The organism is Micromonospora fluostatini, assembly GCF_050410825.1.
GTDB lineage: Bacteria > Actinomycetota > Actinomycetes > Mycobacteriales > Micromonosporaceae > Micromonospora > Micromonospora rosaria.
Window position 1 is genome coordinate 5,716,988 of record NZ_CP191251.1, and the last position, 26,342, is coordinate 5,743,329.

Here is a 26,342-nt window from a genome sequence, read left to right on the forward strand (position 1 = left end):
CGGGAGGCGGGACGCCGACAGGCACCCGGCGCGGCCCGCCGGGACGGACGCGGACCGATCGTGGAGGGACTGTGGAAGGTGAACCGACCTCGGAGCTGATCCGGGCGCAGCTTCGCCGGTACCGGCTGAACGCCGAGCTGAGTCAGGAGGAGTTCGGGAAACTGGTGCACTACTCGGGCTCCCAGGTCTCCGCCGTCGAGTTGGGACACCGCCCGCTCGACCGGCTGTTCCTCAAGCGCGCCGACGAGGTGCTCAAGACGGACGGGCTGCTGGTCTCCCTGCTCAAGATGGCCGAGCGTGACGGCCAACCGAGCTGGCTGCGCCCCTGGCTGGAGGCGGAGCAGAACGCCCGGCAGTTGCGCTGCTACCACCCCACGCTCGTCCCCGGCCTGCTGCAGACCGAGCACTACGCCCGCGCGGTCCTGCGCGCCGACGACATGCTCAGCGACGAGGAGGTGGAGAAACGCCTGGCCGTACGGATGGACCGGCAGGCGATCCTGACCGGGCCGACCCCGCCCAAGCTCGTCGTGGTGGTCGAGGAGATGGCGTTGCGCCGGGCCGACGAGGGGTTCCGGGGCATCATGACCCAGCAGATCACCCACCTGGTCGACGCCAGCGGACGCGCGACCATCAGCGTGCACGTCGTCCCGGCGGAGGTCAGCGGGCACGTCGGGCTCGCCGGCCCGTTCACCCTGGCCCGGGACGCCGAGGGCGGCTGGGTCGGGCACCTGGAGAACCAACTCGGCGGCACGACCATCGACAACGATGAGCAGGTCGCTATCCTGCTGGCGAGGTGGGAGAGCGTCCGCAGCGAGGCCCTGCCTCACGGGCAGTCGGTGCTGCTGATGAAGGAAGTGATGAGATCGTGGACGATCTGACCCACGCGCTGACCGGCGCGACCTGGCGCAAGTCCACCCGCAGTGGCAACGGCGAGTGCGTGGAGGTCGCCGTCGACCTGCCCGGCGTCGTCGCCGTCCGCGACAGCAAGGACCCGCACGGCCCGGTCCTCGCCTTCACCCGCGTTGCCTGGCGCTCCTTCGCCCACGCCACCCCCCGGAGCTGACCCCGGTCACGGATGGTGGGCCCCGGCGAGGTCATCCAGCATCCGACCAGCTCCGATCACGTCGACACAGGCCGGTTTTCGTAGATTCCTGACGGGATTGGACCTATCCTTGCGTCAGACGTGAGGGGACGGCTGTGCTAATCCGCTTCGAGGCAGCGAACTTCCGCTCGATCCTCGATCCTGTGGAGCTGACGATGGTCGCGGTCGACAAGGACCGCGCCGAGGCTCGGCCCGCCCCCAACATCAACGAGAGCCTGGTGGCGGTCGCCGCGATCTTCGGCCCGAACGCCTCCGGCAAGTCCAACGTCGTCGCCGCGATGACATGGCTCCGTGATGCGGTCCTGGAGTCGCTTCGCTTCTGGGACGACGGCATCCCGGTCGAGCCGTTCGCCTTCGCCGGAGGTCAGCACCGTGCCTCCGAATTCACCTTGGAGGCGGTCATCGGCGGCGTCCGCTTCGAGTACGTCGTCGAGGTCGACCAGGACACGGTGCACTACGAGGCGCTGTTCCACTACCCGGAGAAGAAGCGACGGCGGGTGTTCGAACGCGAGGGGACGGGCCTGACGCTCCAACGCGGCCTCGGGCGGCTCTCCGGCACCCGCGAGTTGCTGACCGAGCGCGCGTTGGTGCTGTCCATCGCCCGCCGGTTCGAGGAGCCCCTCGTCTCGGACTTCGCATCGTACGTCCTGTCGACCCAGACCTTCGGGCAGCGCGTCATGCGCGCTCGCCACCCGTCACCGAGCCTCGGAAGGCCGACCCGCCGGTGGTTCGAACGACCGGAAGCGACGAATCAGATGGTCCTGCCCGGATTCACCGACCCGCATGGGGAGTTCGAGAAGGATCGCGCCCAGGCCCTGGCGCTGCTACGGATGGCCGACCTCGGCATCGATGACGTGGTCATCGACGATCAGGAAGGCCCGCCCCCTCACACCGAAGTGGGTGGCGGGCGGTTGTTCAGACGGAAGCGGGTCCGGCTCGTGCACCGGACGGGCACCGAGCGGGTTCCCTTCGACTTCGCCAACGAGTCCGAGGGGACTCGTACCTGGTTCCAGCTCATCGGTCCGGTGCTGAGCGCGCTGAGGACGGGTTCCCTCCTGCTGTTCGACGAGTTGGACGCCAGCCTGCATCCGACCCTCTCCGCCGAGGTGCTTCGCCTGTTTTGCGATCCCGTCACCAATCCTTCGGGTGCCCAACTGGTCTTCACCTCGCATGACACGAGTCTGCTCGACCACCTGAACCGGGACGAGGTGTGGCTGACCGAGAAGCGCGAAGACGGTTCGACCCGCCTCGGTGCACTCGCCGAGTTCGCCGGTGAGCGGGTCCGCCGCTCCCAGAACCTGGAGAAGGCGTACCTGCACGGCAGGTTTGGTGCCCTTCCCGAGGTGGATCGCACCGAGATGCTCCGCGCACTCGGCCTGATCGGCTGACGGGATGTCACCGAGGCGGACCAAGGCCAAGGATCTGCGGCGATCGGTCGCCCGCCGCCCGGAGCGCAGGACGATCGTCATCTTCTGCGAGGGCGAGGCTTCGGAGCCCGACTACATCAACGCCCTCAAGCGCCTGCCGGAGGTACGTGACAACACCGCGATCAGGATCGAGGTCGACCCGGAGCAGGGGGCGCCGATCACGCTCGTCGAGCGCGCGGTGGCTCGCGGCGAGGACGACGAGGTGGACGAGTGCTGGTGCGTGTTCGACGTCGAGTGGCCGCAGAATCACCCACGCCTTGATGAGGCGATCCGGTTGGCAGAGCGCCATGGCGTCAAAGTTGCCGTCTCCAACCCTTGCTTCGAGCTGTGGCTCATCCTCCATTTCACGGAACAGACAGCCTTCCTGAACACCTCGGAGGCGGAACGGCGTAGCCGGAGGATCGACGGACGCCCCGGCAAGCGCATCGACGGACCGCGCTACGTGCAACTCCGCAGGGAGGCGGCACGTCGGGCGAGGGCCCTCGACAAGCGCCACGAGGGCAACCGAACCACATTTCCAGCCAACAACCCCTCATCGAGCTTCCCCGACCTACTCGCGGCCATCGAACCCGATTTCAGCGCCGACTGACAGCCGGGCGGGCTCGACCCGAGAGCCCGAGGTCTGCCGACCGCACAGCGGCGCGCCAACTGCCGGCCGGCCCAAAAGACCCCACGGTTGGCCCCTCCAGGTACGCCAGGAGTGTGAACGGACACCCGGGGAGCACCCGGACCGGGTGTAGCGATCGTATGACTGGGTATCGGTGCCCGATCGGGTTGTCTGTGCATCAGGAGGCTCTCATGGCCGGATATCGGGTCGGTGACGTGATGACCAGGCAGGTGGTCTACCTGCCGGCGGAGACCACCCTGGACGAGGCGGCCAGGGTGATGAAGGAGGCGGACATCGGCGACGTGGTGGTGACCGACGGCGCCACCCTCGCCGGCCTCGTCACCGACCGGGACATCGTGGTCCGGTCGGTGGCCGAGTGCAGCGACCCCAAGGTCACCACCATCGGCTCCATCACCACCCGCGAGGTGGTGATGATCGAGCAGAACGCCAGCGCCGGTGAGGCGGCGGCGCTGATGCGGGAACGGGGCATCCGCCGGATCCTGGTCTGCGACGCCGAGCGCAAGCTCGTCGGCATCGTCTCCCTCGGCGACCTGGCGATGCAGCTCGATCCCACCTCGGCCCTCAGCGAAATCGCCGAGCACGCCCCGAACTACTGAAAGGAAGGGCCCCCTCTTAACGCTTCCGGTAGAGAAAGGGCCCCTTCTCAACACCCGCGGAAGGGGCCCTGCCGGCGACGGTAACCTGACCTGATGCCCGAGATGCCGACCAAGCTGGCCGAGATCGTCGACGAGTTCGCCGCCGCGCCCCGGGACGTGGTGCTGGAGATGCTGCTGGAGTACGCCGACGTCATCCCACCCCTGCCGGCCGACCTCGCCGACCGGGAGGGCATGGAGCAGGTGCCGGAGTGTCAGACCGCCTTCTTCCTGCGCGCCGAGGTGACCCCGGACGGCACGGTGACCACCTGGTTCGACTGCCCGCCGGAGGCGCCGACCACCCGCGCCTTCGCCGGCATCCTGGCCGAGGGGCTGGCCGGGGCGAGCGCCGCCGAGGTCCTGGCCGTGCCGGACGACCTGTACCAGCGGATGGGGCTGGCCCAGGCGATCAGCCCGCTGCGGGTCCGGGGCGGCACCGCGATCCTGGCCCGCCTCAAGCGCCAGGTCCGGGAACAGACCGCCTGAAGCCCGCCACGACTGGAAACAGCAGGCCGGGGCCGGGAACAGAGCGTCCGGGTGGCGCGTTGTCCGGGGGCATGGAGATCGAGATCTACTCCGACGTGGTCTGCCCGTGGTGCTGGATCGGCAAGCGCCGGCTGGAGCAGGCGCTGTCGTCGTACGACGGTGCGGTGACCCTGCGGTACCGCCCGTTCCAGCTCGACCCGACGCCGGTCGCCCGGCCGGTACCGCTGATCGAGGCGCTGGCCGCGAAGTTCGGTGGCCGGGAGCGGGCCGAGCAGATGGCCACCCAGGTCACCCGGGTCGGGGCGGAGGTCGGCCTGAGCATGGACTTCGAGCGGGCGATCGCCGCGAACACGTTCGACGCACACCGACTGATCCGGTACGCCGACGAGCGGGGGCAGGGCGTCGAGGCGGTGGAGGCGCTGCACCGGGCGCACTTCGCCGACGGGGTGGACATCGGCTCGCGTGCGGCGCTGGCCACCGTCGCCGCCGGGCTCGGCCTGGACGCCGAGGCCGTCCGCGCCCACCTGGACTCCGACGCCGGTACCGCCGAGGTGACCGCCGACCTGACCACCGCGCGGCAGATCGGGGTGAGCAGCGTGCCGACCTTCGTGCTCGCCGGCAAGTACGCGGTGACCGGCGCCCAGGAGCCGGAGACCCTGCTCGCCGCCCTGGTCGAGGTGGAAGACCGGGAGTCGGCACCGCGCTGACCTGCGCCGGGTCGATGTTTCACGTGCAACGACATCAACGACGATGCATCGGGACGGGGTCGGCCGGCCGGTCAGGCGGCGGGCTTGGCCAGGCCCTCGACCACCTGCGCCCCGGGCAGCGCGCCGAGCGCCGGGCCGGGCAGCGCGATCTTGCTGTGCCGTACGCCGGAGCCGATGATCACGTGCGGCGTGGCGACGACCCGGGAGTCGACCAGGATCGGCCACTCCTCCGGGAGCCCGATCGGGGTGATCCCGCCGTACTCCATCCCGGTCGACTCGACCGCGTCGGCCATCGGGGCGAAGCTCGCCTTGCGGACCTCCAGCAGCCGGCGGACCACGCCGTTGACGTCGGCGCGGGTGGTGGCGAGCACGATGCAGGCCGCGTACCGGACCTGCCCCTCCCGCTTGCCGGCGACCACCACGCAGTTGGCCGACTCGTCCAGCCCCACCCCGTACGCCGCGCAGAAGGCCGCCGTGTCGGCCAGGTCGGCGTCGATCGGCGCGACCAGCACCTCGTCGACGTCGACCGGGGCGTCGGCCGGCCACTGGCCGATCGCGGCGGCGACCGGCGCGGCGAGCAGGTCGAGGCGGGTCCGGGCAGGCTCGGTCTTCAACGTCCCCATCACGGGTCCGATCCTCGCACCCGCAGGTCAGCCCCCGCGACCGGCACCCCGACGGGAGTCACCGGGCCGACGCCGGGACGCCACCACCGGGCCGGTGGTCAGCCGTTGGCGAGGAAGGCGTTCTGCTGCATGAAGTCCCGGTCCCGCTCGGCGGCCATCCGCTCCATCCGGAGCGCCTCCGCCCGCCGGACCTCCAGGTCCTCCATCGCGTGCCGGACCGACACCCGGATCACGGCATAGAGGAAGACGAAGCCGAAGACGTACAGGATCACCATCGCCGCAAGTGTGAACATGGCGTCACGTTAGGCGGAACGTGAGCCCGCCACGGCTGCGTCGCCGACCCCGTCCCCCGGACGGATGACCGCCGGCGGCACCACCCGACCGGCGAGCAGCGCGCCGAGCAGGGCGCAGCCGACCGCCACGGCCAGCATCGCCAGGTACGTCCCCGGACCGGGCGTGGCGCCGACGGCGAGCACCGAACCGGTCAGCGCCAGTACGACGGCGGTGCACAGGTTGTCGCCCAGTTGCAGCGACGAGCTGTTGCGGCCCTGCTCACCGGGGGCGGACAGGGCCAGGGTGAGCACCGACAGCGACGGGTACGTCAGGCCCATGCCGAGCCCGGCCACCGCCCAGCCGACCACCCCGACCGTCACCGGCACGGCGGGCAGGACGCCGAGCATCACCGTCGCCGTACCGACCGTCAGGCAGGTCAGCCCCACCCGGGGCAGGGTCGCCAGGGACCGGGGTGCGACCCGGCCCTGCACCCACGCGCCCAGCGACCAGGAGAGGGCACCGGTGGTGAGGACCAGCCCGGCGGCGGTCGGCGAGAAGCCCCGCTCCCGGGAGAGCATCAGCGGGATGACCACCTCGGCGCTGGCGAACGCGGCGGCGGCCAGCCCGCGCAGCCCGACCACCGTGGGCAGGCCCCGCGCCGCCCGCAGGAACCCCGCCGGCAGCAGCCGGGGCACCGAGCCGGCCAGGCCGACCAGGGCGGCACCGACGAGGACCACGGCGAGCACGCCGCGCTGCTGCCCGCCGTAGTGCAGCAGGGCGGCGCTCACCCCCGCCGCGCAGGCCCAGGCGATCCGTGTCCGGGCGCCCGGGGCGGGACGGCTCGCGGCCGGCGTCCCGATCCGCCGTACGCCGGAGTGCACCAGCAGCGCCGCCGGCACCGCGACCACCGGCACGGCGAGGAAGACCCACCGCCACCCGAGGTGCTCGACGACCAGCCCGGCCACCGCCGGGCCGACCAGCGAGGGTACGACCCAGGCCGCGGCGAAGGCGGCGAAGACCTTACGCCGCAGGTGCTCGGGGTACGCCTGCCCGACGACGACGTACAGCGCCACCGTGAGCAGGCCCGAGCCGAAGCCCTGCACCATCCGGCCGACGACGAGCAGCTCCATCACCGGGGCGCTCCCGGCGACGAGCAGCCCGACCACGAACCAGCCCACGCCGTGCCACATCGGTCGCCGTGGCCCCCGCGCGCCGGTCGCCGGCCGGCGGTTCGGTCACCATGACCCCGAGCCTGCTCCTTGAACCCGGCTTCAGGTCAAGCCGGATTCCAGGTCACGCCGGGTTCCAGGTCACGGCCGGTGACGGCGGGCGCGGCGTCAGGCGTTCTCCAGGGCCTCGCCGATCCCCTTGGCCAGACCGGAGAGGTGCTGGTCGGCGAGGAGGTGACCGGCGGTGATGACCAACGCCAACGGCCACTCGATCACCCCGACGGCGGCGAGCACGCCCAGCCCCGCGTAGTAGGCGACCTTGTCCGGCGGCGGCACGGCCACCTCGCCGACCATCGGGATCTCCACCCGACGGTCGTACGTGTGCACCATCTTCCGCGTGTCGCTGAGCTGACCCAGCACCCATCCCATCCTGGCCTCCCCGATGTCGGACGACCACCCCCGGATTCCACCGACGCCCCGGTCCATGCGCCCGGCCAGGGCCGAACCGCAGGCGGGCAGGTGGGCGGGCAGGCGAAAACCGTAGGCATAACGGACGCGACGGCGGGAAGGCAGGCCGCCGGAGCAAACGGCGCGGGAGGCGAGATGGGGCAGCTCACGGGCGTGGACGCCGGTACCGGTAGCGGCGGACGTACCCCTTCATGACCCCGCTGGGCCGCCTCGCCGGCCTGCTCCGCGCGCCGGTGGGGGTGCCACCACTGGCGGGCATGCCGTCGCTGCCCGCGGTACCCCGGGTGGTCGACGACGCGACCCGGACCGTCGGGACGGCCGCGACCAGGCTCGCCCGGATGGCCGGGCTCAGCCGGCGACGGGTCTGGTCCACCGACGGGCGGCACCACATCGAGGTGCACGGGGTCTGCCAGGACGGCGGGGACGTGCTGGCCCGGCAGGTCGAGACGGCGCTGGAGCGGCTGCCCGGGGTGACCTGGGCCCGGGTCAACGCCCCGTCCGGCCGGGTGGTGGTCGCCGTCGGGGAACCCGCGCCCCGGCTGAAGGACCTGATCTCCACGGTCGTCCGGGCCGAACGCCGGTGCGAGCACGAACCCGACCCGGACATCCCGCCGCCGCACCCACCGGAGGAGGGCCCCCGAACGGCCCGCACCCTGGGCGCGCTGGTCTCCGACGGCCTGGGCCTGACCATCTCCGCCGCCACCCGGATCCTGCCGCTCGCCCCGGTCCCCGGCGAGGTGGCCGGGCTGCTCACCGCCATCGACCTGCACCCCCGCCTGCACGCGCTGGCCAGCCGGGGCCTGCACGCCGACCCCCGTAGCGACGTGCTCTTCCCGCTCGCCGAGGCGGTGGTGCAGGGGTTGACCGGCGGGTGGGCCGGGATCGTCCTCGACGGGGCCCAGCGGGTGGTCCAGTGGGGCGAGGCCCGCGCCCAACTCCACACCTGGGAGAAGGCGGAGCCCCGGCTGACCGGCACGCCGGACCGGGCCAAGGCGCGGGCCCCGCAGGACGGCCGGCCCCGACCGAAGCCGGACGGCGTCGCCGAGCGGTACGTGATGCGGGCGCTCGCCGCCGGGGCCGCCGTCGGGGCCGCCGCGCTGCCGACGCTCGGCGGCAAGCGGGCCGCCGCCCTCGCCCTGTCCAGCCTCCCCAAGGCCCCCGGCAGCGGCCGGGAGGGGTACGCCGCCCAACTCGGCGCCCTGCTGGCCCGGCGCGGGGTGATCGCCATGGACCGCAGCGTGCTGCGGGAACTGGACCGGATCGACACGGTGCTGGTGGACGCCGCCGTGCTCGGGTCGGACCGCAGTGTCCTCGCCGACCTCGCCCCGCTGGCCGGGGCGGAGACCGGGCAGGTGGCGGCCCGTGCCTTCGAACTGTTCGACCCGAACGCCGCCGACCAGGTCCGGCACGCCGACGGGTGGCGGCTCGGCCCACTGGACCGGCTGACCGTCACCGACCCCGGCGACACCGAACGCAGCCGGGAACTGCGCGCCACCGGCGGCCACCTGCTCGGGCTGGCCCGCCACGACACGCTCACCGCCGTCCTGCGGGTCGAGGCGGAACCCGCGCCCGGCACGGACGCCCTGCCCACCGCCGCCCGGCAGGCCGGGCTGCGGCTGGTCGTCGCCGCGCCGGACGCCGACCGGTACGGCTTCGCCGACGCCGTCCTGCCCGCCGGGGAGCGGCTCGCCGAGTCGGTACGGCACCTGCAACGCGACGGGGCCGTGGTGCTGGTGGTCTCCGGGGACCGGGCGGCGCTGGCCGCCGCGGACTGCGGGCTCGGCGTGGCCGGGCCGGACGACCCGCCGCCCTGGGGGGCGCACCTGCTCGTCGGCACCGACCTGCGGGTGGCCGCGCTGATCGTGGAGGCGGTCGGGGTGGCCCGCCGGATGACCGGGCAGAACGTCCGCATCGCCATGGCCGGCAGCGGACTGGGCGCGCTGGGCGCGTTCACCGCCCCACCCGAGCACCTGCCGGGACGTACCCTGGCCTCGGTCAACGCGGCCGGCGCGCTGGCCTTCGTGCACGGGGTCTGGCGGGCCCACCAGCTCCCCGCTCCCGCCGACACCCCCACCGCGCCCACCACGGCGTGGCACCTGATGCCGACGGCGGCGGCGCTGCGCCTGCTCGACACCGGCCGGGACGGGCTGACCTCGGCGGAGGCCGCCCGGCGGCACGGTGCCGGGGCGGGGCCGCAGCCGGGGCCGGCCGGCCTGCTGCGGGCCTTCGTCGACGAGTTGAACAATCCGCTCACCCCGGTCCTCGCCGCCGGGGCGGTGCTCTCCGCCTCCTTCGGCTCGCTGGTCGACGCCGCCCTGGTCGGCGGGGTGGTCGGTGGATCGGCCCTGGTCGGCGCGGTGCACCGGCGTCGGACCGAACGGTCCCTGGCCGAGTTGCTGTCCCGTTCGGCGGTCACCGCCCGGGTCCGCCGCGACGGCGACGAGCAGGTGGTACCCGCCGACGACCTGGTCCCCGGGGACGTGGTCGTGCTGGCCCCCGGGGACGCGGTACCGGCCGACTGCCGGGTGCTGGACGCGGTCGGGCTGGAGGCCGACGAGTCGTCGCTGACCGGGGAGTCGCTGCCGGTGACGAAGACCTCCGAGCCGGTGGTCGCCGGGGCGATCGCCGAGCGTCGGTCCATGGTGTACGAGGGCACCACCGTCGCCACCGGCCACGGCGTCGCCCTGGTCGTCGCCGTCGGCGCCGACACCGAGGCGGGACGCAGCATGGCGCTGGCCCGGCAGGGCGCGCCCACCGGCGGGGTGGAGGCCCGACTGGAGCGGCTGACCAGCAAGTCCGTACCGCTCGCCATCGCCTCGGCGGTCGCGGTCGCCGGGGCCGGGCTGGTCCGGGGCGTACCGCTGGCCGAGACGGCCGCCACCGCCGCGAACCTCGCCGTCGCCTCGGTGCCGGAGGGGCTGCCCTTCATGGTCAGCGCCGCGCAGCTCGCGGCGGCCCGGCGGCTGGCCGAGCACGGGGCGCTGGTGCGCAACCCGCGCACCATCGAGGCGTTGGGCCGGGTCGACGTGCTCTGCTTCGACAAGACGGGCACCCTCACCGAGGGGCGGCTGGTGCTCTCCGGGGTCGGCGACGGCGACCGGTACGCCCCGACCGACCGGTTGGACGGGCACTTGCGGCGGGTGCTGGCGGTGGGCCTGCGCGCCACCCCCGCCGCCGACGACCCGGAGGAACTGCCCGAGCAGACCGACCGGGCGGTACGCCGGGGCGCCCGCACGGCGGAGGTGACCGAGCAGACCGGGGCGCGGGGGTGGCGGCCGGCGGGGAGCCTGCCGTTCGAGCCGTCCCGGGGGTACCACGCCACCGCCGGCACCTGCGACGGTGGCCTGCTGCTCAGCGTGAAGGGCGCCCCGGAGAGGGTGCTGCCCCGGTGCACCACCCGCCGGACCCGTGCCGGTGTGGAGCCGCTGGACGACGCGGGCCGGCAGCGGGTGCAGGAGGAGCTGGTCCGGCACGCCACCGCCGGCCAGCGGATCCTCGCCGTGGCCGAGCGCCCGGTCGACGCCGGGGACCTCGACGACGACCAGGTGCGGGAGCTGACCTTCGTCGGCCTGCTCGCCCTCGCCGACGGGGTACGCGCCAGCGCCGCCCCGGCGGTGGCCGACATCCGCCGCGCCGGGGTGCACACCATCATGATCACCGGGGACCATCCGGCCACCGCCGCGGCGATCGCCGGGCGGATCAGCCCCGGCGACGGGCAGCGGGTGGTGACCGCCACCGAACTCGACGACCTGGACGACGCGGCGGTCGCGCAGCGGCTGGCCGCCACCGACGTGGTCGCCCGGTGCACCCCCACCCACAAGGTACGGATCATCCAGGCGCTGCGGGCGGCGGGCCGGACGGTGGCGATGACCGGGGACGGCGCGAACGACGCCCCGGCGATCCGGCTGGCCGACGTCGGCATCGCGCTGGGCCAGCGCGGCACCCCGGCCGCCCGCGCCGCCGCCGACCTGGTGGTCACCGACGACCGGCTGGAGACGATCATCGCCACCCTGGCCGAGGGGCGGGCCATGTGGTCCTCGGTGCGGCACGGGCTGAGCATCCTGGTCGGCGGCAACCTCGGGGAGATCGCGTTCAGCATCGTCAGCGCCGCCGCGACCGGCCGGTCCGCCCTCAACGGCCGCCAACTGCTGCTGGTGAACCTGCTCACCGATCTGGCCCCGGCGCTGGCCATCGCGGTCCGGCCGCCTGATGCGGGGCACAGCGAGAGCCTGCTCCGGGAGGGCCCGGACACCTCGTTGGGCCGCACCCTGGACCGGGAGATCACGCTCCGCGCCACCTCCACCGCGCTGGGCGCGACGGTCGGCTGGACCCTGGCCCGGTGGACCGGCACCCAGCGCCGGGCCGGAACGGTCGCGCTGGCCGCCCTGGTCGGCACCCAGCTCGGGCAGACCGTCCTGGCCGGCGGTACCAGCCCCGGGGTGCTGCTCTCCACCGCCGCCTCGGTCGGCGTCCTGGTGGCGGTGGTGCAGACCCCCGGCCTGAGCCAGTTCTTCGGCTGCACCCCGCTGGGCCCGGTGGGGTGGGGCATCGCCGCCGGGTCGGCGGCCGGGGCGACCCTCGCCAACGGCGCGTTGACCCGCCTGGTCGAGCGCCTGCCGCAGCCCTCCGGCGACCTGGGCGACGCCGCCCTGTCCAGAATCGCCGAACAGCTACGCCGACCATCGGCCCACCCGTCGACGCCGTAGCCCGGACCGGGACGGCTGTCGGCGTGTCCCCGCCGGTCCAGGCGCCCTCGCCGCGGCCGGCTGGGCGACGAAGTGCGTGCGTTCCGTCCGGTCGCCGGGCGGCATGCGGTGTCCGCGTCCTTTCGAGCTGCCCTCATGGTCGGGGCAGCCGCCCCGCCCCGCGCGGCTGACCGGCCCCGGACGACCTCCTCGGACACGCAGGCTGGCCCATCCTCGGACACCCGGTTCGACGGGCAGCCTCGGACACGCCGGGTGGCGGGCATCCTCGGACGCACCGGGTGGCGGGCAGCCTCGGACACGCCGGGTGGCGGCCATCCTCGGACGCACCGGGCAGCCTCGGACACGCGGGGTGACGGGCCGAGGGTCGCCGGCGGCCGGCGGCCGCATGGACGGGGCAGTTCGAAAGGACGCGCGGCAACTGTCCGTTGAGGTGGCCCCGGGTCGGCGGACCGGGATCAGTCCAGGGGGTTTTCCCTGGTCCGGGAGAGGGTACCGAGGCCAGCAACCCAGGCGGCCCGGCTCATCCCAAGGCGCGGTCGCCGAGACGAAGACGGGATCGTCTCGACCGACTCACCTGGGAGGACCGGATGCAGGTGCTGGGAGGCCGCTACCAGCTCGTCGAGCCGGTGGGCGAGGGCGGGATGGCGGTCGTCTGGCGGGCCACCGACCGGGTGCTACGCCGGACCGTCGCGGTCAAGCTGCTCGCGTCGCGGCTGGCCACCGAGGAACGGTTCCGGGCCCGGGTACGCCAGGAGGCGTACGCGGCGGCCCAGCTCAACCACCCGCACATCGCCGGCGTGTACGACTACGGCGAGACCCGGCACGGCCGCCAGCGCAAGGTGCCGTACCTCGTCCTGGAGTTCGTCGACGGCGGGACGCTGGCCGAACGGCTGCGGGGTACGGGCGCGCTGGACTGGCCGGAGACCGTCCGGGTCGGTGCGGACGTCGCCGCCGCGCTGGCCGCCGCGCACGCCGCCGGGCTGGTCCACCGGGACGTGAAGCCCGCCAACGTCATGCTCTCCCCGGCCGGGGTGAAGGTGGTGGACCTCGGCATCGCCGAGTCGGTCGGCCAGCCCACCGACCTGGGCACCGGCGAGGTGCTGGGCACGCCCCGGTACATGGCACCGGAGCAGGCGCGCGGCGAGGCGGCGGTCCCCGCCAGCGACCTGTACGCGCTGGGCCTGCTGCTGATCGAGTGCCTCACCGGCCGGCCCCCGGCGCACGGCTCGACCCCGACCGAGCTGATCCGCCAGCGCCAGAAGGGCATCGGCCCGGCGGTACCGGACGTGCCGGGCCTGCCCGAGGCGGTCACCGAGTTGTGCCGGCGCTGCCTGGCACCGGATCCGGCCGACCGGCCCAGCGCCGTGGCGGCGGCCGAGATCCTGGCCCGGGTAGCCGGCCCCCGTCCCCTGACCACGCCCGGCACACCGCCCGACCTCGTCCCCGTCCCCGTCCCCGTCCCGACGAGCACACCCGGCCCCGCCGCCCTGACCGAAACCGGCCCACTGACCGGCACCGGCGCGCTGGCCGACACCGGCCCGGATCGACGGGGCACCCGGGCCGGGGAGGGTTCGAGCCGGCGGGGTGCTGACGAGCGGCGGCGTCGCCGCCCGCTGCTGCTCGCGGCGGCCCCGGCGGCGGTCCTGGTGGCCGTTCTCGGTACCCAACTGCCGGGGGTCGGTACGGCCGACGACTCGGGTGACGGCGTCCGGGCCGACGCCGCCCCGGTGGCGCCCGTCCCCGGCTGCGCGGCCCGGTACGTGGCCCGGCACGACCTCGACGGCACCTTCGTCGCCGAGGTGGTGGTCACCAACTCCGGCACCGCCGTGCTGCCCTCGTGGCAGCTCGGCTTCACCCTGCCCGCCGGGCAGCGGCTGGTCGGCAGCCCGGACGACGTCGAGGTCCGCCAGCAGGGCCAGGGCATCACGGTCCGGGCCGGGCAGGCCCTCACCCCGGGCGGCACCACCACGCTGTCGGTACGCGGCACGCACGACGTGACGGGAGCCGAGGCGCCCGGCGAGTTCACCCTCAACGGCACCCGCTGCGACCAGGCCTTCGCCACCGTCACCTCGGCCTCGGGGCCGACCTCGGTGCCGTCGACCGGGGGTACGGGTGGCATCGGTGCCGCCGACGGCGAGCCGTCGGCGGCACCGACCCCGACCCCGACCGGGGAGGAGCGCCCGGGGCGCCCGCTGCCGATACCCAGCGAGGTGCCGTCGCCGGGCACCGGCGGCGAGACGCCCGATCCGGAGCCGACCAGCCCCAGCCCGTCGCCCTCGATTGGTACGCCCTCGCCGGAGCCGAGCGGTACGCCCTCTCCGGAGCCGACCGGGCCGTCGGAACCCCCGAGCCCCGGCGAGGACGACGACACCGGCGCCTCCCCACCGGCCAGCACTCCCGCCCCCTCCGCCGACCGGTGACCGGCGCGGGGCACCGGCCGGGTCAGTCCCCGGCGGGTGGTGTGGTGGGCGGTGCGGTGAGCACGCCGTTCAGGTAGAGGGACTCCCGGCAGGTGGTGGCGCGGGGCGCGTTGGCCGGCTGGCCGGCGCGGCGGCAGACCACGGTGAGCGTCACCCGGGCCCGCTCGGGCACCCGGATCGGGGTGACCGAGTGGTAGTCCTGGTTGCGGAAGTTCTCCAGGGCGTAGGTGACCACCCGGACGCCGTTCGCGGTGACGGTGAGGGTGCCCTCGTCGCCCTGCACGTTGTCCACGAGGAAGTCGGTGAGCAGGAAGGTCCGGCCCTCGGGGACGGTGTAGCTGCGCTCCGCCGAGCCGTTCGGGCTGGTGCGGAAGGTGATGGCGACGGAGAACTGCTCCCCGCCGAGGCCACCGGCCGGGCCGCCGACGCCACCCGGCCCGACGCCCCCGTCCGTACCCTGGCCGTCGCCGGCGCCCGGGGCACCGCCCGGCGCCTCCGGTGAGGCCGCCGGGGGGACCGGCTCCGGGCTCGGCGGCTGCGGGCCGTCCTGCGCGACCCGCCGGGCGTTCTCCGCCTCGACCGCCTCCCGGGCGGCCGTCTCCACCTGCGGCCGGAGCAGGCCGAACCAGAGCGCGAGCAGCACCAGGAGCAGGGCCAGCAGCGCGGCGAGGAGCTTCAGCAGCCCCGCCGAGATCACCGGACGCTGGACGAAGATGGCGTCGAGGGTGCGGACCCGGCCGTCGCCGGGGGTCAGCTCGACGGTGAACGGGTACTGCTTCGGCTCGCCCCACCAGAGCAGCCGGCGGGCGCGGACCCGCAGCCGGGTCTCCGCGCGGGTGCCGTTGGGCACCGCCACCGGCGCGGCGGGCAGCGTGAAGGTCACCTGGTCGGTGCCCTCGGCGACGGCGAAGGAGACCTGCTCGGTGACGTTGCCGAGGTTGTCGGTGTCGATCCGGTACCGGGCCGTCCGCACCGCGCTCCGCGACGGCGGCTGCACCTGGGCGGCGACCTCGTAGAACGGCTCGACGGTGAGGACGCCCTCCTCCACCAGCGCCGAGTCCGGGTACTCGGCGGGCACGACCCGTACCCCGAAGGTCCGGTTCCCGGCGTCCACCCGGGACGACCGGGGTGGGCGGAAGGTCACCACGACGGTGTCGGAGCCGGCCGGGTAGAGCGTGAGCGTCGGCGGCTCCACGGTCACCCACTCGTCCGGCACGCCCAGGATCTCGATTTGGTACGCCTCGACCGTGTCGCCGGCGTTGCGCACCGTCACCGGAACCTCGGCCTCGCCGCCCGGGGCGACGCTCACCGCGGTGCTGCCCAGATTCGCCGATGCCCGCATCTGGTCGAGCGTAGGCACGCTTCCCGGTGCCGCCAGGGGCCATCGGGGTACGGCGGCGGGCAGACCGTGGTGCCCCTGTGGACGACGTTAAGTGAACGCGAAGACGCCCTGCGCATACTGCGCGGGCGGTCGGCCGCGCCGGGCGGCGGCACGGTGAGTGAGGAGACGAGAATGCACCGGGTACCGGTCTACGTGCACGCCACCGATCCGATCTCGTGGACGGGTGTGACGGGACAGCTCACGGCCCGACCCGAGGTCAGGGTGCTGACCGACGCGGAGGCCGCCCACGCGGCGGTGACCCTGGTCGTCGCGGACACCCTGACCGCGCAGACCGCCCAGACCCTGCGCCGGCTGCGCCGGGAGCAGAACCGGCTGGTCCTGGTCCCGGCCAGCATCGACGACGCGCAGCTCTCCACGGCCGTCGAGTGTGGCGTGGTCGGGGTGGTACGACGCGGCGAGGCGTCCGCCGGTCGTCTGGTCGAGGTGATCCTCGCGGCGGCCCGGGGCGAGGGCAGTGTCCCCGCCGACCTGCTCGGCCGGCTGCTCGGGCAGATGCGCCGGCTCCAGCGGGAGGTGCTCGACCCCCGGGGTCTGACCCTGGGCGGACTGAGCACCCGGGAGGTCGACGTGCTGCGGCTGGTCGCCGACGGTTTCGAGACCCGGGAGATCGCCACCAAGCTGTCGTACTCGGAGCGGACCGTGAAGAACGTCATGCACGGCATGACCACCCGGCTGCACCTGCGCAACCGCGCCCACGCCGTCGCGTACGCCCTCCGGCACGACCTGATCTGAAAGGAAGGGCCCCCTGTTAACGCCTCCGGTAGAGAGGGGAACCCTTCTCACCACCGCCCCGTCGGGGCGGAGGCGGGGGCGGGGTGCCCGTACCGGCGGTGGATCGTGCCCGCTTCCCTGCCCCGGGGGTCCTGTTCCGGCCGCCGGCCGGCGTCGATGATGGGCGCCACCTGATCCTGTCGAGGTGCCGATTGCGTCCCACCCGAAGGTCCCCGCTCGTCGTCGCCGTGGCCGGGCTGGTCGCGGCGCTGGCCGGCTGGGCGCTGGTCGTCCCGCCCAGCGGGGTGTCGTACGCCGAGCCGGCCGCGCTCGCCGACCCGGACCCGCCGGGCGAGCTGCGGGTGGCGTACCTGGGCACCGGGCACCGCAGCGTCGGGCTGGTCGAGGGCACCGGGGCCGAGGCTGTCTCCGTACCCTTCTTCGGGGCCGGGCCGGCGCACTTCGACGACGAGGTGTCGGCGACCGGTGCCGTGGTCGCCTGGGTGAGCCGGCGCGAGTCGGAGCTGGCCCAGCTCTGGATCAGCCTGGCCGGCGGTGAGCCGGCGCGGCTCACCGACGACCCGACGCAGGTGGCCGGCCGGCCCGCCGTCTCGCCCGACGGCACCCGGATCGCCTTCGAGCAGACCCGGGAGGGCGTGGGGAGCTGGCGGGACATCTTCGTGATCGGCACCGACGGCAGCGGGCTGCGTCAGGTCACCGACGGTACCGGTGACAACCGCCGGCCCACCTGGTCACCGGACGGCACGGCGCTGGCCTTCCAGCGCGGTGACGGCGGGGTGCCGCAGGTCTGGCGGGTGCCGGTCGACGGCGGCGGGCCGGCGGTCGCGCTCACCGCCCGCACGGACGGGGCCGGCGAGCCGGCCTGGGACCCGGACCCGGCGAACGACCGGATCGCGTACACGGCCGCGCCGGACAGCCCGACCGACCGCAAGGTCTGGCTGATGAACAGCGTCGGCGGGGACCAGCGGCTGCTGCTGGACCAGCTCTGGGAGAGCCACGCGCCGGCCTGGTCCCCGGACGGCACCACCCTGGTCTTCCTGAGTCGGACCACCGGCACCGACGGGGCGCGGGGCGAGATCGACCTGGTCTACACCGGGGTGCCGCGCGACGACTGGTGCCCGTGCGAGGCGGTGCTGCGCCTCGCCGAGGACCGGCTGGTCGGCCACCCCACCTGGTACCTCCCGCCGACCGGCGGCGAGCCCCGGCTGCTGGTCAGCCGCACCTCCGCGCCGGACCGGCTCACGGTGACGGTGCAGGACGTCCGCCCGGACGCCACCGACCCCCGGGACCTGGGGGTGACGGTGCTGCGCGAGGACCCGGGCGCGGCCACCGACCCGGACCTGCTCTGGCGACCGGTGAACGGCGACCCGTGGACCGCCCGCCCCGACTACTCGCCGGACGGCCAACGGATCGTGGTGAACCGGTTCGAGACGGTGGACGGCCAGCGGGTCTCCCGGCTCTATGTGACCGGGGCCGACGGCAGCGACCTGCAGCTCCTGCCGCTGGCTGGCCGGACCGGCACCGAGCGGGAGACCGACCCGGCGTGGTCGCCGGACGGGACCCGGGTGGCGTACACCCGGGCCGTCGACGGCCTGCCCAGCCGGGTCGTGGTGGCGGACGCGACGACCGGGGAGCATCTGCTGACCGTGCCCCCGGCGGCGGGCGGGGAGTTCGCCGACAGCCAGCCCGCCTGGTCGCCGGACGGCCTGACGCTGGCCTTCGTCCGGGGCCGACCGGACGGGGCGGGAGCGGACAGCCACGTCTGGACGGCCGACGCCCTCGACGGCAGCGCGCAACTGGACCTGACCGACGTGAGCTGCCCGGAGTGCGACACCGCCGACTACGGGCCGAGCTTCGCCCCGGACGGCACCCGGATCGCCTTCGGACGCGGGCCGGACGGGCTGCTGGTGACCGACCTCGCCGGGGAGGACTGCCAGGTGCTGGCGCCGCAGCTTCCGACGGCGACCTGCACCGAGCCGCTGACCGCCCCGGACGACGGGCCGCACCGCCCCCGCGACGTGGCCTGGTCGCCGGAGGGCGGCCGGCTCGCGTACAGCTCCCGCCGGTACACCGACCCGACCAGCACCGAGTACGTCAAGACGTACGACTTCGACACCGTCGTACACGACGGGTTGACCTGGGAGTTCCCGGGGCGGCACCGGAAGCCGACCTGGCAGCGCTTCGTGGACGTGGCCACGGCGGTGCTGGAGCCACCGGCCCCGGTGCGGGTGGGCGAGCGGACCTCGCTGACCCTGACCGTCACCGACCGGGGGCCGACCCCGGCCGTCGAGGTCCGGCTCGACCTGCGGGTACCCGACGGGGTGCGGGTCACCGCGCTGGAGCCGGAGGTGGGCTCCTGCCAGCTCGACCCGCCCGACTGCGAGCTGGGCTCGATCGGGCTGGGCAACACGGTGCGGGTCCGGGTCGAGCTGACCGGGGTGACCCCCGGGACGCACCCGTTGGAGTGGACGGTCGGCGGCTGGACGGTGGACGCCCGTCCCTCGGACAACACCGCGTCGGTGCCGGTGGTCGTCACCCCGGCTCCCCAACCGACCACCCCACCCCCGCCCACCACGCCACCACCGACCACCCCACCGCCGACCACCACGCCACCACCGACCACCCCGCCGCCGACCACGCCGCCACCGACGACCCCACCGACCCTCTCGCCGTCGCCCCCGCCGCCGGTCCCGACCGGCCTGCGCATCTCGGTGCGGGTCAACCCCACCCCCGGGTACGTGGGCGGCCGGGTCACCGTGACCTACACCGTCCGCAACGTCGGCCGGGTACGGATCACCGGCGTCCGGATCACCCCGAGCCTGCCGGCGGGGGTACCGGTGCGGACCCGTCCGGCCGGCTGCGCCGCGACCTCCTGCCCGGTGCCGGACCTGACCCCGGGGGCCAGCCGGACGCTGACCTTCCTGCTGGTGCCGAGGGCGGCGACGAGCACGACGGTACGCGGCACCGTGGTCGCCGACGGGAACCTCGACGACACCGACCGCGCCCCGTTCCGGGTGCTCCAGCCCCGGATCGAGGCGGTGCCGGAGATCGGGCCGCCGGGCTTCGTCACCTCGATCCGGGGCACCGACTTCCCGCCGGGCGTCCGGGTGCGGCTGGCCTGGGACGTCGGGATCACCGTCGCCGCCAACCCGGCCGTACCGTCGGCCGACGGCACCTTCGCCCACCAATTGCTGGTGGTGCCGCGCGACCAGCTCGGCCCCCGGGAGGTGCTGGCCACCGGCCCCGGGTTCGGCCCGGTCCGCACCGACTTCCGGGTGGTGCTGCCCGCCCAGCAGCCCCCCGGCCTGGTCCGGCGCGGCTGGTGAGGGGACGATCGACGTGATCCACGAGGTGGACGAGGTGCTGCACGCGCTGCTGACCGAGGAGGTCCTCGCCGGCACCGACGTGCAACTGGCCTTCGACGCGCCGACCAAGGAGTGGGAGGCCCGGCGCAACGCGCCGACGGTCAACCTGTTCCTCTACGACATCCGGGAGCAGATGGCCCGCCGCCGGGAGGGCCGGATCGAGGAGTACGACCCGGCGGGGCTGGTCGTCGCCGAACACCGCCCGCCCCGGTACTTCACCCTGTCGTACCTGGTCACCGCGTGGACGGCCCGGCCGCAGGACGAGCACCGGCTGCTCTCGGTGCTGCTCGCCGGCCTGGTCACGTACGACGTGCTGCCGGCGGAACGCCTGGTCGGCAGCCTCGCCGGGCTGGGGCTGACGGTGCCGCTGAGTGTGGCGGTGCCGCCGGCCCGGGACCGGGGACTGGCCGACATCTGGTCCGCCCTCGGCGGCTCGCTGAAACCGTCGCTGGACCTGGTGGTGACCGCGCCGATCGCGGCCTCCACGGTCTTCGCCGTCCAGCCGGTCACCGACGGCCTGCGGCTGCGTACCGGCCGGCGGCCGGTCGCCGGGACCGGTGCCGGTGGGGGGCGGGACGACCGGGGTGGCGAGCCGGAGACCCGGCGGTTGCGGTACCCCGACCCGGCGGCCGGGGAGACCGCCGGCCCGGTGGGGATCCGCCGGGCCCGGGGCACCGCCGCCGACCGCCAGCGCCGCCCGGGGACCGGTGGCCCGATCCGGGACGACCGCCGGTGAGCGCCCCGGCGCAGACCGGCCCCCGCCCGACCGACGCCGGGTCCGGTGCCGGGCCGGACGGGTCGGGTGCCGCCGAGACGCCGGGCACCACGTACCTGCGGGCCCGGCTCTTCCTGGTCGAGCAGCGGGTCCGGCGGGCGGTCGCCACCGCCCGCGCGGCGGACCCGACCCCGGACGACCCGCTGCGCGGGCTGCACGTCTCCGACGAGGACGCCTGGCGGCTGGTGGACACCCCGGAGCCGCCCGCCCCGGACGAGATCGCGGCGGACGCGGTCGAGACCGCCGACCGGTGGGCCGAGGCGTCCCGGGCGGCGGGTGCCCGGATCCCGCTGTGGGACCTGGCCGGGGCGTTCGCGCTGGCCCCGCTGGACGTGGAGGTGCTGCTCGTCGCGCTCCTGCCCGACCTCGACCAGCGGTACGAGAAGCTGTACGGGTACCTCAACGATGACGTGACCCGCCGCCGGCCGACCATCGGGCTGGCGCTACGGCTCTGCGGTCTCGCCCCGGTCGCCGGCCCCGCCCGCGCCCGGCTCACCCCCGCCGGCCCCCTGGTCGCCGGCGGGCTGCTCCTCGTCGAGGAGGACGACCGGCCGTTCCTGACCCGCACCCTGCGGGTGCCGGACCGGGTCGCCGGGCACCTGCTCGGCGACGACACCCCGGATCCCCGCCTCGCCGGCCTGACCCCGCCGCCGCCCGGCGGCCAGCCGCCCACCGCGGACCCGGCCGGCGTCGTCGCCGGGCTGGCGGCGGCGGTCCGGGCCGGTGACCGCCTGGTCTACCTGCGCGAGGCGACGGGCGCGTCCGCCGCCGAACTGGCCGCCGAGGCGCTCGTCGCGGCCGGACGCGCGGTCCTCGCCCTCGACCTGGACGCGGTGCGCGCCGACCCGGCGCCGGAGGAGGCTCTCGCCGTCGCCGTCCGGGAGGCCCGGCTGCGCCGGGCCGGCCTGGTGGTCGGCCCGGTCGAGGCGCCGGACCCGGCGGCCGGGCCGGGCCCCGCCCGGCTGCTGCGCCGGCTCACCACCCTGCCGGTGCCGGTGCTGCTCACCGGGCAACCCTGCTGGGATCCCCAGTGGAGTGACGTGGCCCCGCTGCTGGTGACCACCCCGCCGATCGGGCCGGCCGACCGGGTCCGGCTGTGGCGGGACACCCTGGCCGGACGGTCGGCGGTGCTGGCCGACGACGTCGACCCCGAGCGCGAACTGTCCGCGTACGTCCTCACGCCCGGCCAGGTACGGCGGGCGGCGGTGGGCGCGGCGCAGCAGGCGGTGCTGGCCGGGTCCGCCCGGGTCACCACCCGGCACGTCCGGGCCGGGGTATGCGCACAGAACGCGGCGGGGCTGGAGAAGCTGGCCCGCCGGGTGGAGCCCGCCGTCGGCTGGGACGACCTGGTGCTCCCCGCCCCCGCCCGGCAGCAGCTCGCCGAGTTGGCGCTGCGGGTCCGGCACCGGGAGCAGGTGCTGGGCGGCTGGCGGCTGCGCCCCGGCGGTGGGCGGGGTCGCGGGGTGACCGCCCTGTTCGCCGGGGACTCCGGCACCGGCAAGACGATGTCCGCCGAGGTGGTCGCCGCCGACCTGGGCCTCGACCTGTACGTGGTGGACCTCTCCACCGTCGTCGACAAGTACGTCGGGCAGACCGAGAAGAACCTGGAGCGGATCTTCACCGAGGCGGCCGGGGTGAACGGGGTGCTGCTCTTCGACGAGGCGGACGCCATCTTCGGCAAGCGGTCCGAGGTCAGCGACGCGCACGACCGGTACGCCAACCTGGAGAGCGCGTACCTGCTGCAACGGATGGAGTCGTTCGACGGCATCGCGGTGCTCACCACGAACCTGCGGGCGAACCTGGACGAGGCGTTCCTGCGCCGGCTCGACGTGATCGTGGACTTCCCGGTGCCCGACGTGACGCAGCGGCGGGCCCTCTGGGACCGCTGCCTCGGCACCGACCTGCCCCGCGCCGACGACCTGGACCTGGATCGCTGCGCCGAGACCTTCGAGCTGAGCGGGGGCGGCATCCGGGCCTGCGCGGTCAGCGCCGGGTACCTCGCCGCCGAGGCGGGTGGCCCGGTCACCATGGCGATGGTCGTCGCCGCCGCCCAGGCCGAGTACCGCAAACTCGGCCGGCTCGTGCTGCCCGGCGGTACGTCCATGGAGACCCGACGCCGGGCGTGACGGCGGCGGGCGTGCCGGCGCGCCTCGCCGACCGGAGATATGTGGGCACACCCGCTGTCGAGCTGCCCCGTAGGTGGGACCACACCGGGGTCGAGCACGGCCCCGCATCCGGTGCCCCGTCTGTGCGGGCAGTTCGACAGGACCTCGACCCCGGACACCGCCGGCTCGACCGGCAGCAGGAGCCGCGCCTAGGGAAGGGTCACGTCCCAGTTGCGGTTGCCGATCGGGGTGACCTGCACCGGCCCCGACTCCGCCGGGTCCCGCCGGTCGAAGGGGGAGGTGAAGGTGTGACTGACCTCGTCGCTCACCCAGGGAGCATCCCGTGATCCGGCGAGCTTGATCTCCCACCGGAAGCTGACCGTGTACGAGGCGAGCCAGGACCCCGGTGTCATCGCCACGTCCCGGGACCAGCCCGGATGGTCGCGGAACGCGATGGTGGTCGGCGTGGTGGCGATCTCGGTGTCGTCGTACGGCGGCAGGTAGGGCCGGTCCAGCCGCCAGGCGGTCGAGGTCCGCTGGGTCTTCTTGTACGACTCGTCCTCCTGCCGCTCCCAGTAGACGTACTGGTCGGCGGCGTACTGCCGGAAGTCGTAGATGTGCTCCGCGTTGCGGGGCAGGTTGTCCGGGGCGATCAGGGTGGCGACCTGCGCGTAGCCGATGTCCTGCTTGGTCTCCAACTCCTGGACGTCCGGGCCGTCGTACTGGGACCGGAACTGGAGCCGGAGCCGCTTGGGGTCGGCCGGCGGCAGCTTGGCGCGCTCCTCCTCCTTGACCTTGCCCCGGGTCCGGCGCGTCGAGGTCTCGGTCGGATACGGCTCCCGGCGGCTGCTGGTCGACTCCACGTCCGCCTTCGGCACCCGCTGCACGGCGGTCTGCACGTCCGCACCGGCGGCCGGCGGGGCGGCGACGGGCTGCTGCGTCGCCGACCGCGGGTCGGTGGCGAGGGCCCGCCGGGCGTTGGCCTCGGCCTCCCGCTCGAACCGGTCGCCCGGGTCGCTGATCCGCAGCCCGGCTCCGTTGTCGGTGCCGGCGACCGGGCCCAGCCGCTGCTGGATGACGTGGGTCAGCTCGTGCGCCAGGGTGTGCCGGTCGCCGCCGTCCGCGCCGAGCACGACGTGGTTGCCCGAGGTGTACGCCCGCGCCCCGATGCCGGCCGCCGACTCCCGGGCCGCCGCGTCGTCGTGGACCCGCACGTCGGAGAAGTCCGCCCCGAGCCGGGTCTCCATGTCGGTGCGGGTGGCGTCGTCCAGCGCGCGCCCGCCGCTGCCGAGCACCGAGGCGACCGACCGCTGCACCTGCTCGGCGGGCTGGTGGCCGCACCCGGCCCCGTGCTCGTGCCGCTCCTGCGTCTCCCGGTCCTGCTCGACCGCCCGCGCGACCGCCCGGTTTCCCACCGTGCGTTGCAGGGCGAGGAGCGCACCCGGGCTGCGGCCGGAGCCGACCCGCCCCGCACCGGTCGCCGGCCCGTGTCGGCCGGTGGCCGGGGCGGTCGTGGCCGGCTCACGGCCCTCCTGGGTGCTGGACGTCCGATCGGACCGCTGCAACCGCACCTGCGGGCACCTCCTCGGCATCGACGCCCATGGTATCGCCGTCCGGGGTGGCCGGCCGAGGTTCGTCCGGCCAGGATCCGGGACCGACCTGCCCCTGTGGTGCCGGACTCTGCCCGGGGGTAGGTCCGTACGGACCTTCCCGGTGACTGGCCGCAGTACCAGGCTGGCCAGCGTCCGCCGAGCTGGCAGAGGAGCTTGCATGCCGACGTACCTGTCCCCAGGCGTGTACGTGGAGGAGGTCCAGAGCGGTTCGCGTCCCATCGAGGGCGTCGGGACCGCCGTCACCGCCTTCGTCGGGTTCGCCGAGAAGGGGCCCTTCCACACGCCGACCCTGGTCACCAACTGGAGCCAGTACGTCCAGCTCTTCGGCGGCATGGTCGAGGGCGCCTACCTGGCGCACGCCGTCTACGGGTACTTCGCCAACGGCGGCGGCATCTGCTACATCGTCCGGATCGGCGACTCCTCGTCGAGCCGCAAGGGCGGCCGGGGCGCGCAGAAGGCGCTGCCCGCCGGGGAGCCGTCGACGCTGGGTACCTTCCGGGTGGCCGCCCTGCCCACGGCCGGCGGCGAGGTCACCGTGGAGGTCGCCGACGTCGAGGGCGAGGGGGTCGCCGAGGACCGGTTCCGGTTGGTCGTGCACGTCGACGGCAAGCCCACCGAGGAGTACGACGGCTCGTTCCGCAAGAGCAACAAGAGCTACGTGGTCAGCCAGGTCCGGGAGCGGTCCAAGCTGATAACGATGGAGGAGGCCACGGCGGCCAACGCGCTGGCCCGTCCGGCCAAGCAGACGGTCACCCTGGCACCGCCCACCGCCCCCGGCGACGTCGTGCCGGCCAGCCTCTCCGCCGACGAGTTCAGCGGGGACGTCGACGCCCGGACCGGCCTGGCCGGGCTGGAGGCGATCGACGAGATCACCATGGTCGCCGCCCCGGACCTGATGGGCGCCTACCAGGCCGGGGTCATCGACCGGGAGGCGGTGAAGGCCGCCCAGCTCGCGCTGATCTCGCACTGCGAGCAGATGGGTGACCGGATGGCTTTGCTCGACCCGCCGCCGGAGCTGACCGCGCAGCAGGTCCGCGCCTGGCGGCAGGACGAGGCCGGCTACGACTCCCGGTACGCGGCGCTCTACTACCCGTGGGTCAAGGTCTTCGACCCGAGCACCGGACGGGGCGTGTTCCTGCCGCCCAGCGGCCACCTGGCCGGGCTCTGGTCCCGCAACGACGCCGAGCGGGGCGTGCACAAGGCCCCCGCCAACGAGGTGCTCCGGGGCGTCGTCGAGCTCCAGAACAACGTCACCAAGGGCGAGCAGGATCTGCTCAACCCGATCGGGGTGAACTGCATCCGGGCCTTCCCCGGGCGCGGCATCCGGGTCTGGGGCGCGCGGACCCTCTCCTCCGACCCGGCCTGGCGCTACATCAACGTGCGGCGGCTGTTCAACTACGTCGAGGAGTCCATCCTGCTCGGTACCCAGTGGGTGGTCTTCGAGCCGAACGACCAGCGGCTGTGGGGCACGATCCGGCGCAACATCACCGCCTTCCTCACCGAGGAGTGGCGGCGGGGCGCCCTGTTCGGGGCGACCGCGGCGGAGGCGTTCTACGTCAAGTGCGACCGCGAGACCAACCCCCCGGAGGTGGTCGACCGGGGTCAGGTGGTGTGCGAGATCGGCATCTGCCCGGTCAAGCCGGCCGAGTTCGTCGTCTTCCGCCTGTCGCAGTTCTCCGACAGCACCAGCCTGGTCAGCGACTGACCCG

The 26,342-nt window shown here is 74.6% G+C and carries 19 protein-coding genes and 1 pseudogene; 14 read left to right on the forward strand and 6 right to left on the reverse strand.

The genetic code is table 11. The annotated features are described in order from the left end of the window. Window positions 1–71: 71 nt before the first annotated feature. The 7 genes from ACQUFX_RS25380 to ACQUFX_RS25410 all read left to right on the forward strand — a co-directional run bounded on the left by ACQUFX_RS25380 (window position 72) and on the right by ACQUFX_RS25410 (window position 4,982). A complete protein-coding gene (locus ACQUFX_RS25380) occupies window positions 72–878 on the forward strand; it encodes a helix-turn-helix domain-containing protein (RefSeq protein WP_428962771.1) in 807 nt (268 codons plus the stop codon). Then, entirely contained in the window at window positions 866–1,063 is a 198-nt protein-coding gene (locus ACQUFX_RS25385; RefSeq protein WP_428962772.1) for a DUF397 domain-containing protein, read from the forward strand. Before ACQUFX_RS25380 ends, ACQUFX_RS25385 begins: the two co-directional genes overlap by 13 nt. 134 nt (window positions 1,064–1,197) lie before the next feature. After that, window positions 1,198–2,490, forward strand: coding sequence for an AAA family ATPase (locus ACQUFX_RS25390; protein WP_428962773.1), 1,293 nt, complete (start codon window positions 1,198–1,200; stop codon window positions 2,488–2,490). 4 nt (window positions 2,491–2,494) lie between these two features. Beyond that, a complete protein-coding gene (locus tag ACQUFX_RS25395) occupies window positions 2,495–3,118 on the forward strand; it encodes an RloB family protein (protein ID WP_428962774.1) in 624 nt (207 codons plus the stop codon). A gap of 209 nt (window positions 3,119–3,327) precedes the next feature. Further along, window positions 3,328–3,753, forward strand: coding sequence for a CBS domain-containing protein (locus tag ACQUFX_RS25400; protein ID WP_428962775.1), 426 nt, complete (start codon window positions 3,328–3,330; stop codon window positions 3,751–3,753). Between the two features lie 93 nt (window positions 3,754–3,846). Next, a complete protein-coding gene (locus ACQUFX_RS25405) occupies window positions 3,847–4,275 on the forward strand; it encodes a SufE family protein (protein ID WP_428962776.1) in 429 nt (142 codons plus the stop codon). Window positions 4,276–4,346: 71 nt separating this feature from the next. Beyond that, window positions 4,347–4,982: a DsbA family oxidoreductase gene (locus ACQUFX_RS25410; protein ID WP_428967073.1), complete on the forward strand. Its 636-nt coding sequence runs from the start codon at window positions 4,347–4,349 to the stop codon at window positions 4,980–4,982. A 71-nt stretch (window positions 4,983–5,053) separates the two neighbouring features. On the opposite strand, the gene ACQUFX_RS25415 is transcribed toward ACQUFX_RS25410, so the two are convergent. From ACQUFX_RS25415 to ACQUFX_RS25430, 4 genes and pseudogenes are all read right to left on the reverse strand, one after another. After that, window positions 5,054–5,605, reverse strand: a complete 552-nt coding sequence (locus ACQUFX_RS25415) for a YbaK/EbsC family protein (protein ID WP_428962777.1) — start codon at window positions 5,603–5,605, stop codon at window positions 5,054–5,056. A 98-nt stretch (window positions 5,606–5,703) separates the two neighbouring features. Then, window positions 5,704–5,898 carry a hypothetical protein gene (locus tag ACQUFX_RS25420; protein ID WP_067364131.1) on the reverse strand — a complete coding sequence of 65 codons (195 nt, stop codon included), beginning with the start codon at window positions 5,896–5,898 and terminating at the stop codon, window positions 5,704–5,706. Window positions 5,899–5,907: 9 nt separating this feature from the next. Continuing rightward, window positions 5,908–7,071: pseudogene (locus ACQUFX_RS25425) on the reverse strand (MFS transporter); the annotation flags it as partial. Window positions 7,072–7,215: 144 nt separating this feature from the next. Then, complete coding sequence (locus ACQUFX_RS25430) at window positions 7,216–7,476, reverse strand: hypothetical protein (RefSeq protein WP_428962778.1); 261 nt, start codon at window positions 7,474–7,476, stop codon at window positions 7,216–7,218. Window positions 7,477–7,706: 230 nt separating this feature from the next. On the opposite strand from ACQUFX_RS25430, the gene ACQUFX_RS25435 reads away from it, so the two are divergent. Both ACQUFX_RS25435 and ACQUFX_RS25440 read left to right on the forward strand, forming a co-directional pair. Beyond that, on the forward strand, window positions 7,707–12,221 hold the full coding sequence (locus ACQUFX_RS25435; RefSeq protein ID WP_428962779.1) for a cation-translocating P-type ATPase: 4,515 nt from the start codon (window positions 7,707–7,709) through the stop codon (window positions 12,219–12,221). Between the two features lie 587 nt (window positions 12,222–12,808). Continuing rightward, window positions 12,809–14,641 carry a protein kinase domain-containing protein gene (locus tag ACQUFX_RS25440; RefSeq protein WP_428962780.1) on the forward strand — a complete coding sequence of 611 codons (1,833 nt, stop codon included), beginning with the start codon at window positions 12,809–12,811 and terminating at the stop codon, window positions 14,639–14,641. Between the two features lie 22 nt (window positions 14,642–14,663). Here ACQUFX_RS25440 and ACQUFX_RS25445 read toward each other — a convergent pair whose 3' ends face one another. Beyond that, window positions 14,664–15,983 (reverse strand): COG1470 family protein, encoded by a 1,320-nt coding sequence (locus ACQUFX_RS25445; protein WP_428962781.1) that lies wholly within the window; start codon window positions 15,981–15,983, stop codon window positions 14,664–14,666. 171 nt (window positions 15,984–16,154) lie between these two features. Here ACQUFX_RS25445 and ACQUFX_RS25450 point away from each other — a divergent pair, with 171 nt between their 5' ends. From ACQUFX_RS25450 to ACQUFX_RS25465, 4 genes are all read left to right on the forward strand, one after another. Next, window positions 16,155–16,775 carry a response regulator transcription factor gene (locus ACQUFX_RS25450; protein ID WP_067364150.1) on the forward strand — a complete coding sequence of 207 codons (621 nt, stop codon included), beginning with the start codon at window positions 16,155–16,157 and terminating at the stop codon, window positions 16,773–16,775. A gap of 191 nt (window positions 16,776–16,966) precedes the next feature. Beyond that, a complete protein-coding gene (locus ACQUFX_RS25455; protein ID WP_428962782.1) occupies window positions 16,967–20,101 on the forward strand; it encodes a hypothetical protein in 3,135 nt (1,044 codons plus the stop codon). Window positions 20,102–20,114: 13 nt separating this feature from the next. After that, entirely contained in the window at window positions 20,115–20,876 is a 762-nt protein-coding gene (locus tag ACQUFX_RS25460) for a DUF4255 domain-containing protein (RefSeq protein WP_428962783.1), read from the forward strand. Further along, on the forward strand, window positions 20,873–23,041 hold the full coding sequence (locus ACQUFX_RS25465; protein WP_428962784.1) for an ATP-binding protein: 2,169 nt from the start codon (window positions 20,873–20,875) through the stop codon (window positions 23,039–23,041). The genes ACQUFX_RS25460 and ACQUFX_RS25465 overlap by 4 nt, the downstream gene beginning before the upstream one ends. Before the next feature lie 188 nt (window positions 23,042–23,229). Here ACQUFX_RS25465 and ACQUFX_RS25470 read toward each other — a convergent pair whose 3' ends face one another. Further along, window positions 23,230–24,612, reverse strand: coding sequence for an eCIS core domain-containing protein (locus tag ACQUFX_RS25470; RefSeq protein WP_428962785.1), 1,383 nt, complete (start codon window positions 24,610–24,612; stop codon window positions 23,230–23,232). Between the two features lie 178 nt (window positions 24,613–24,790). Here ACQUFX_RS25470 and ACQUFX_RS25475 point away from each other — a divergent pair, with 178 nt between their 5' ends. Then, window positions 24,791–26,338, forward strand: a complete 1,548-nt coding sequence (locus ACQUFX_RS25475) for a phage tail sheath family protein (protein ID WP_428962786.1) — start codon at window positions 24,791–24,793, stop codon at window positions 26,336–26,338. Window positions 26,339–26,342 lie beyond the last annotated feature (4 nt).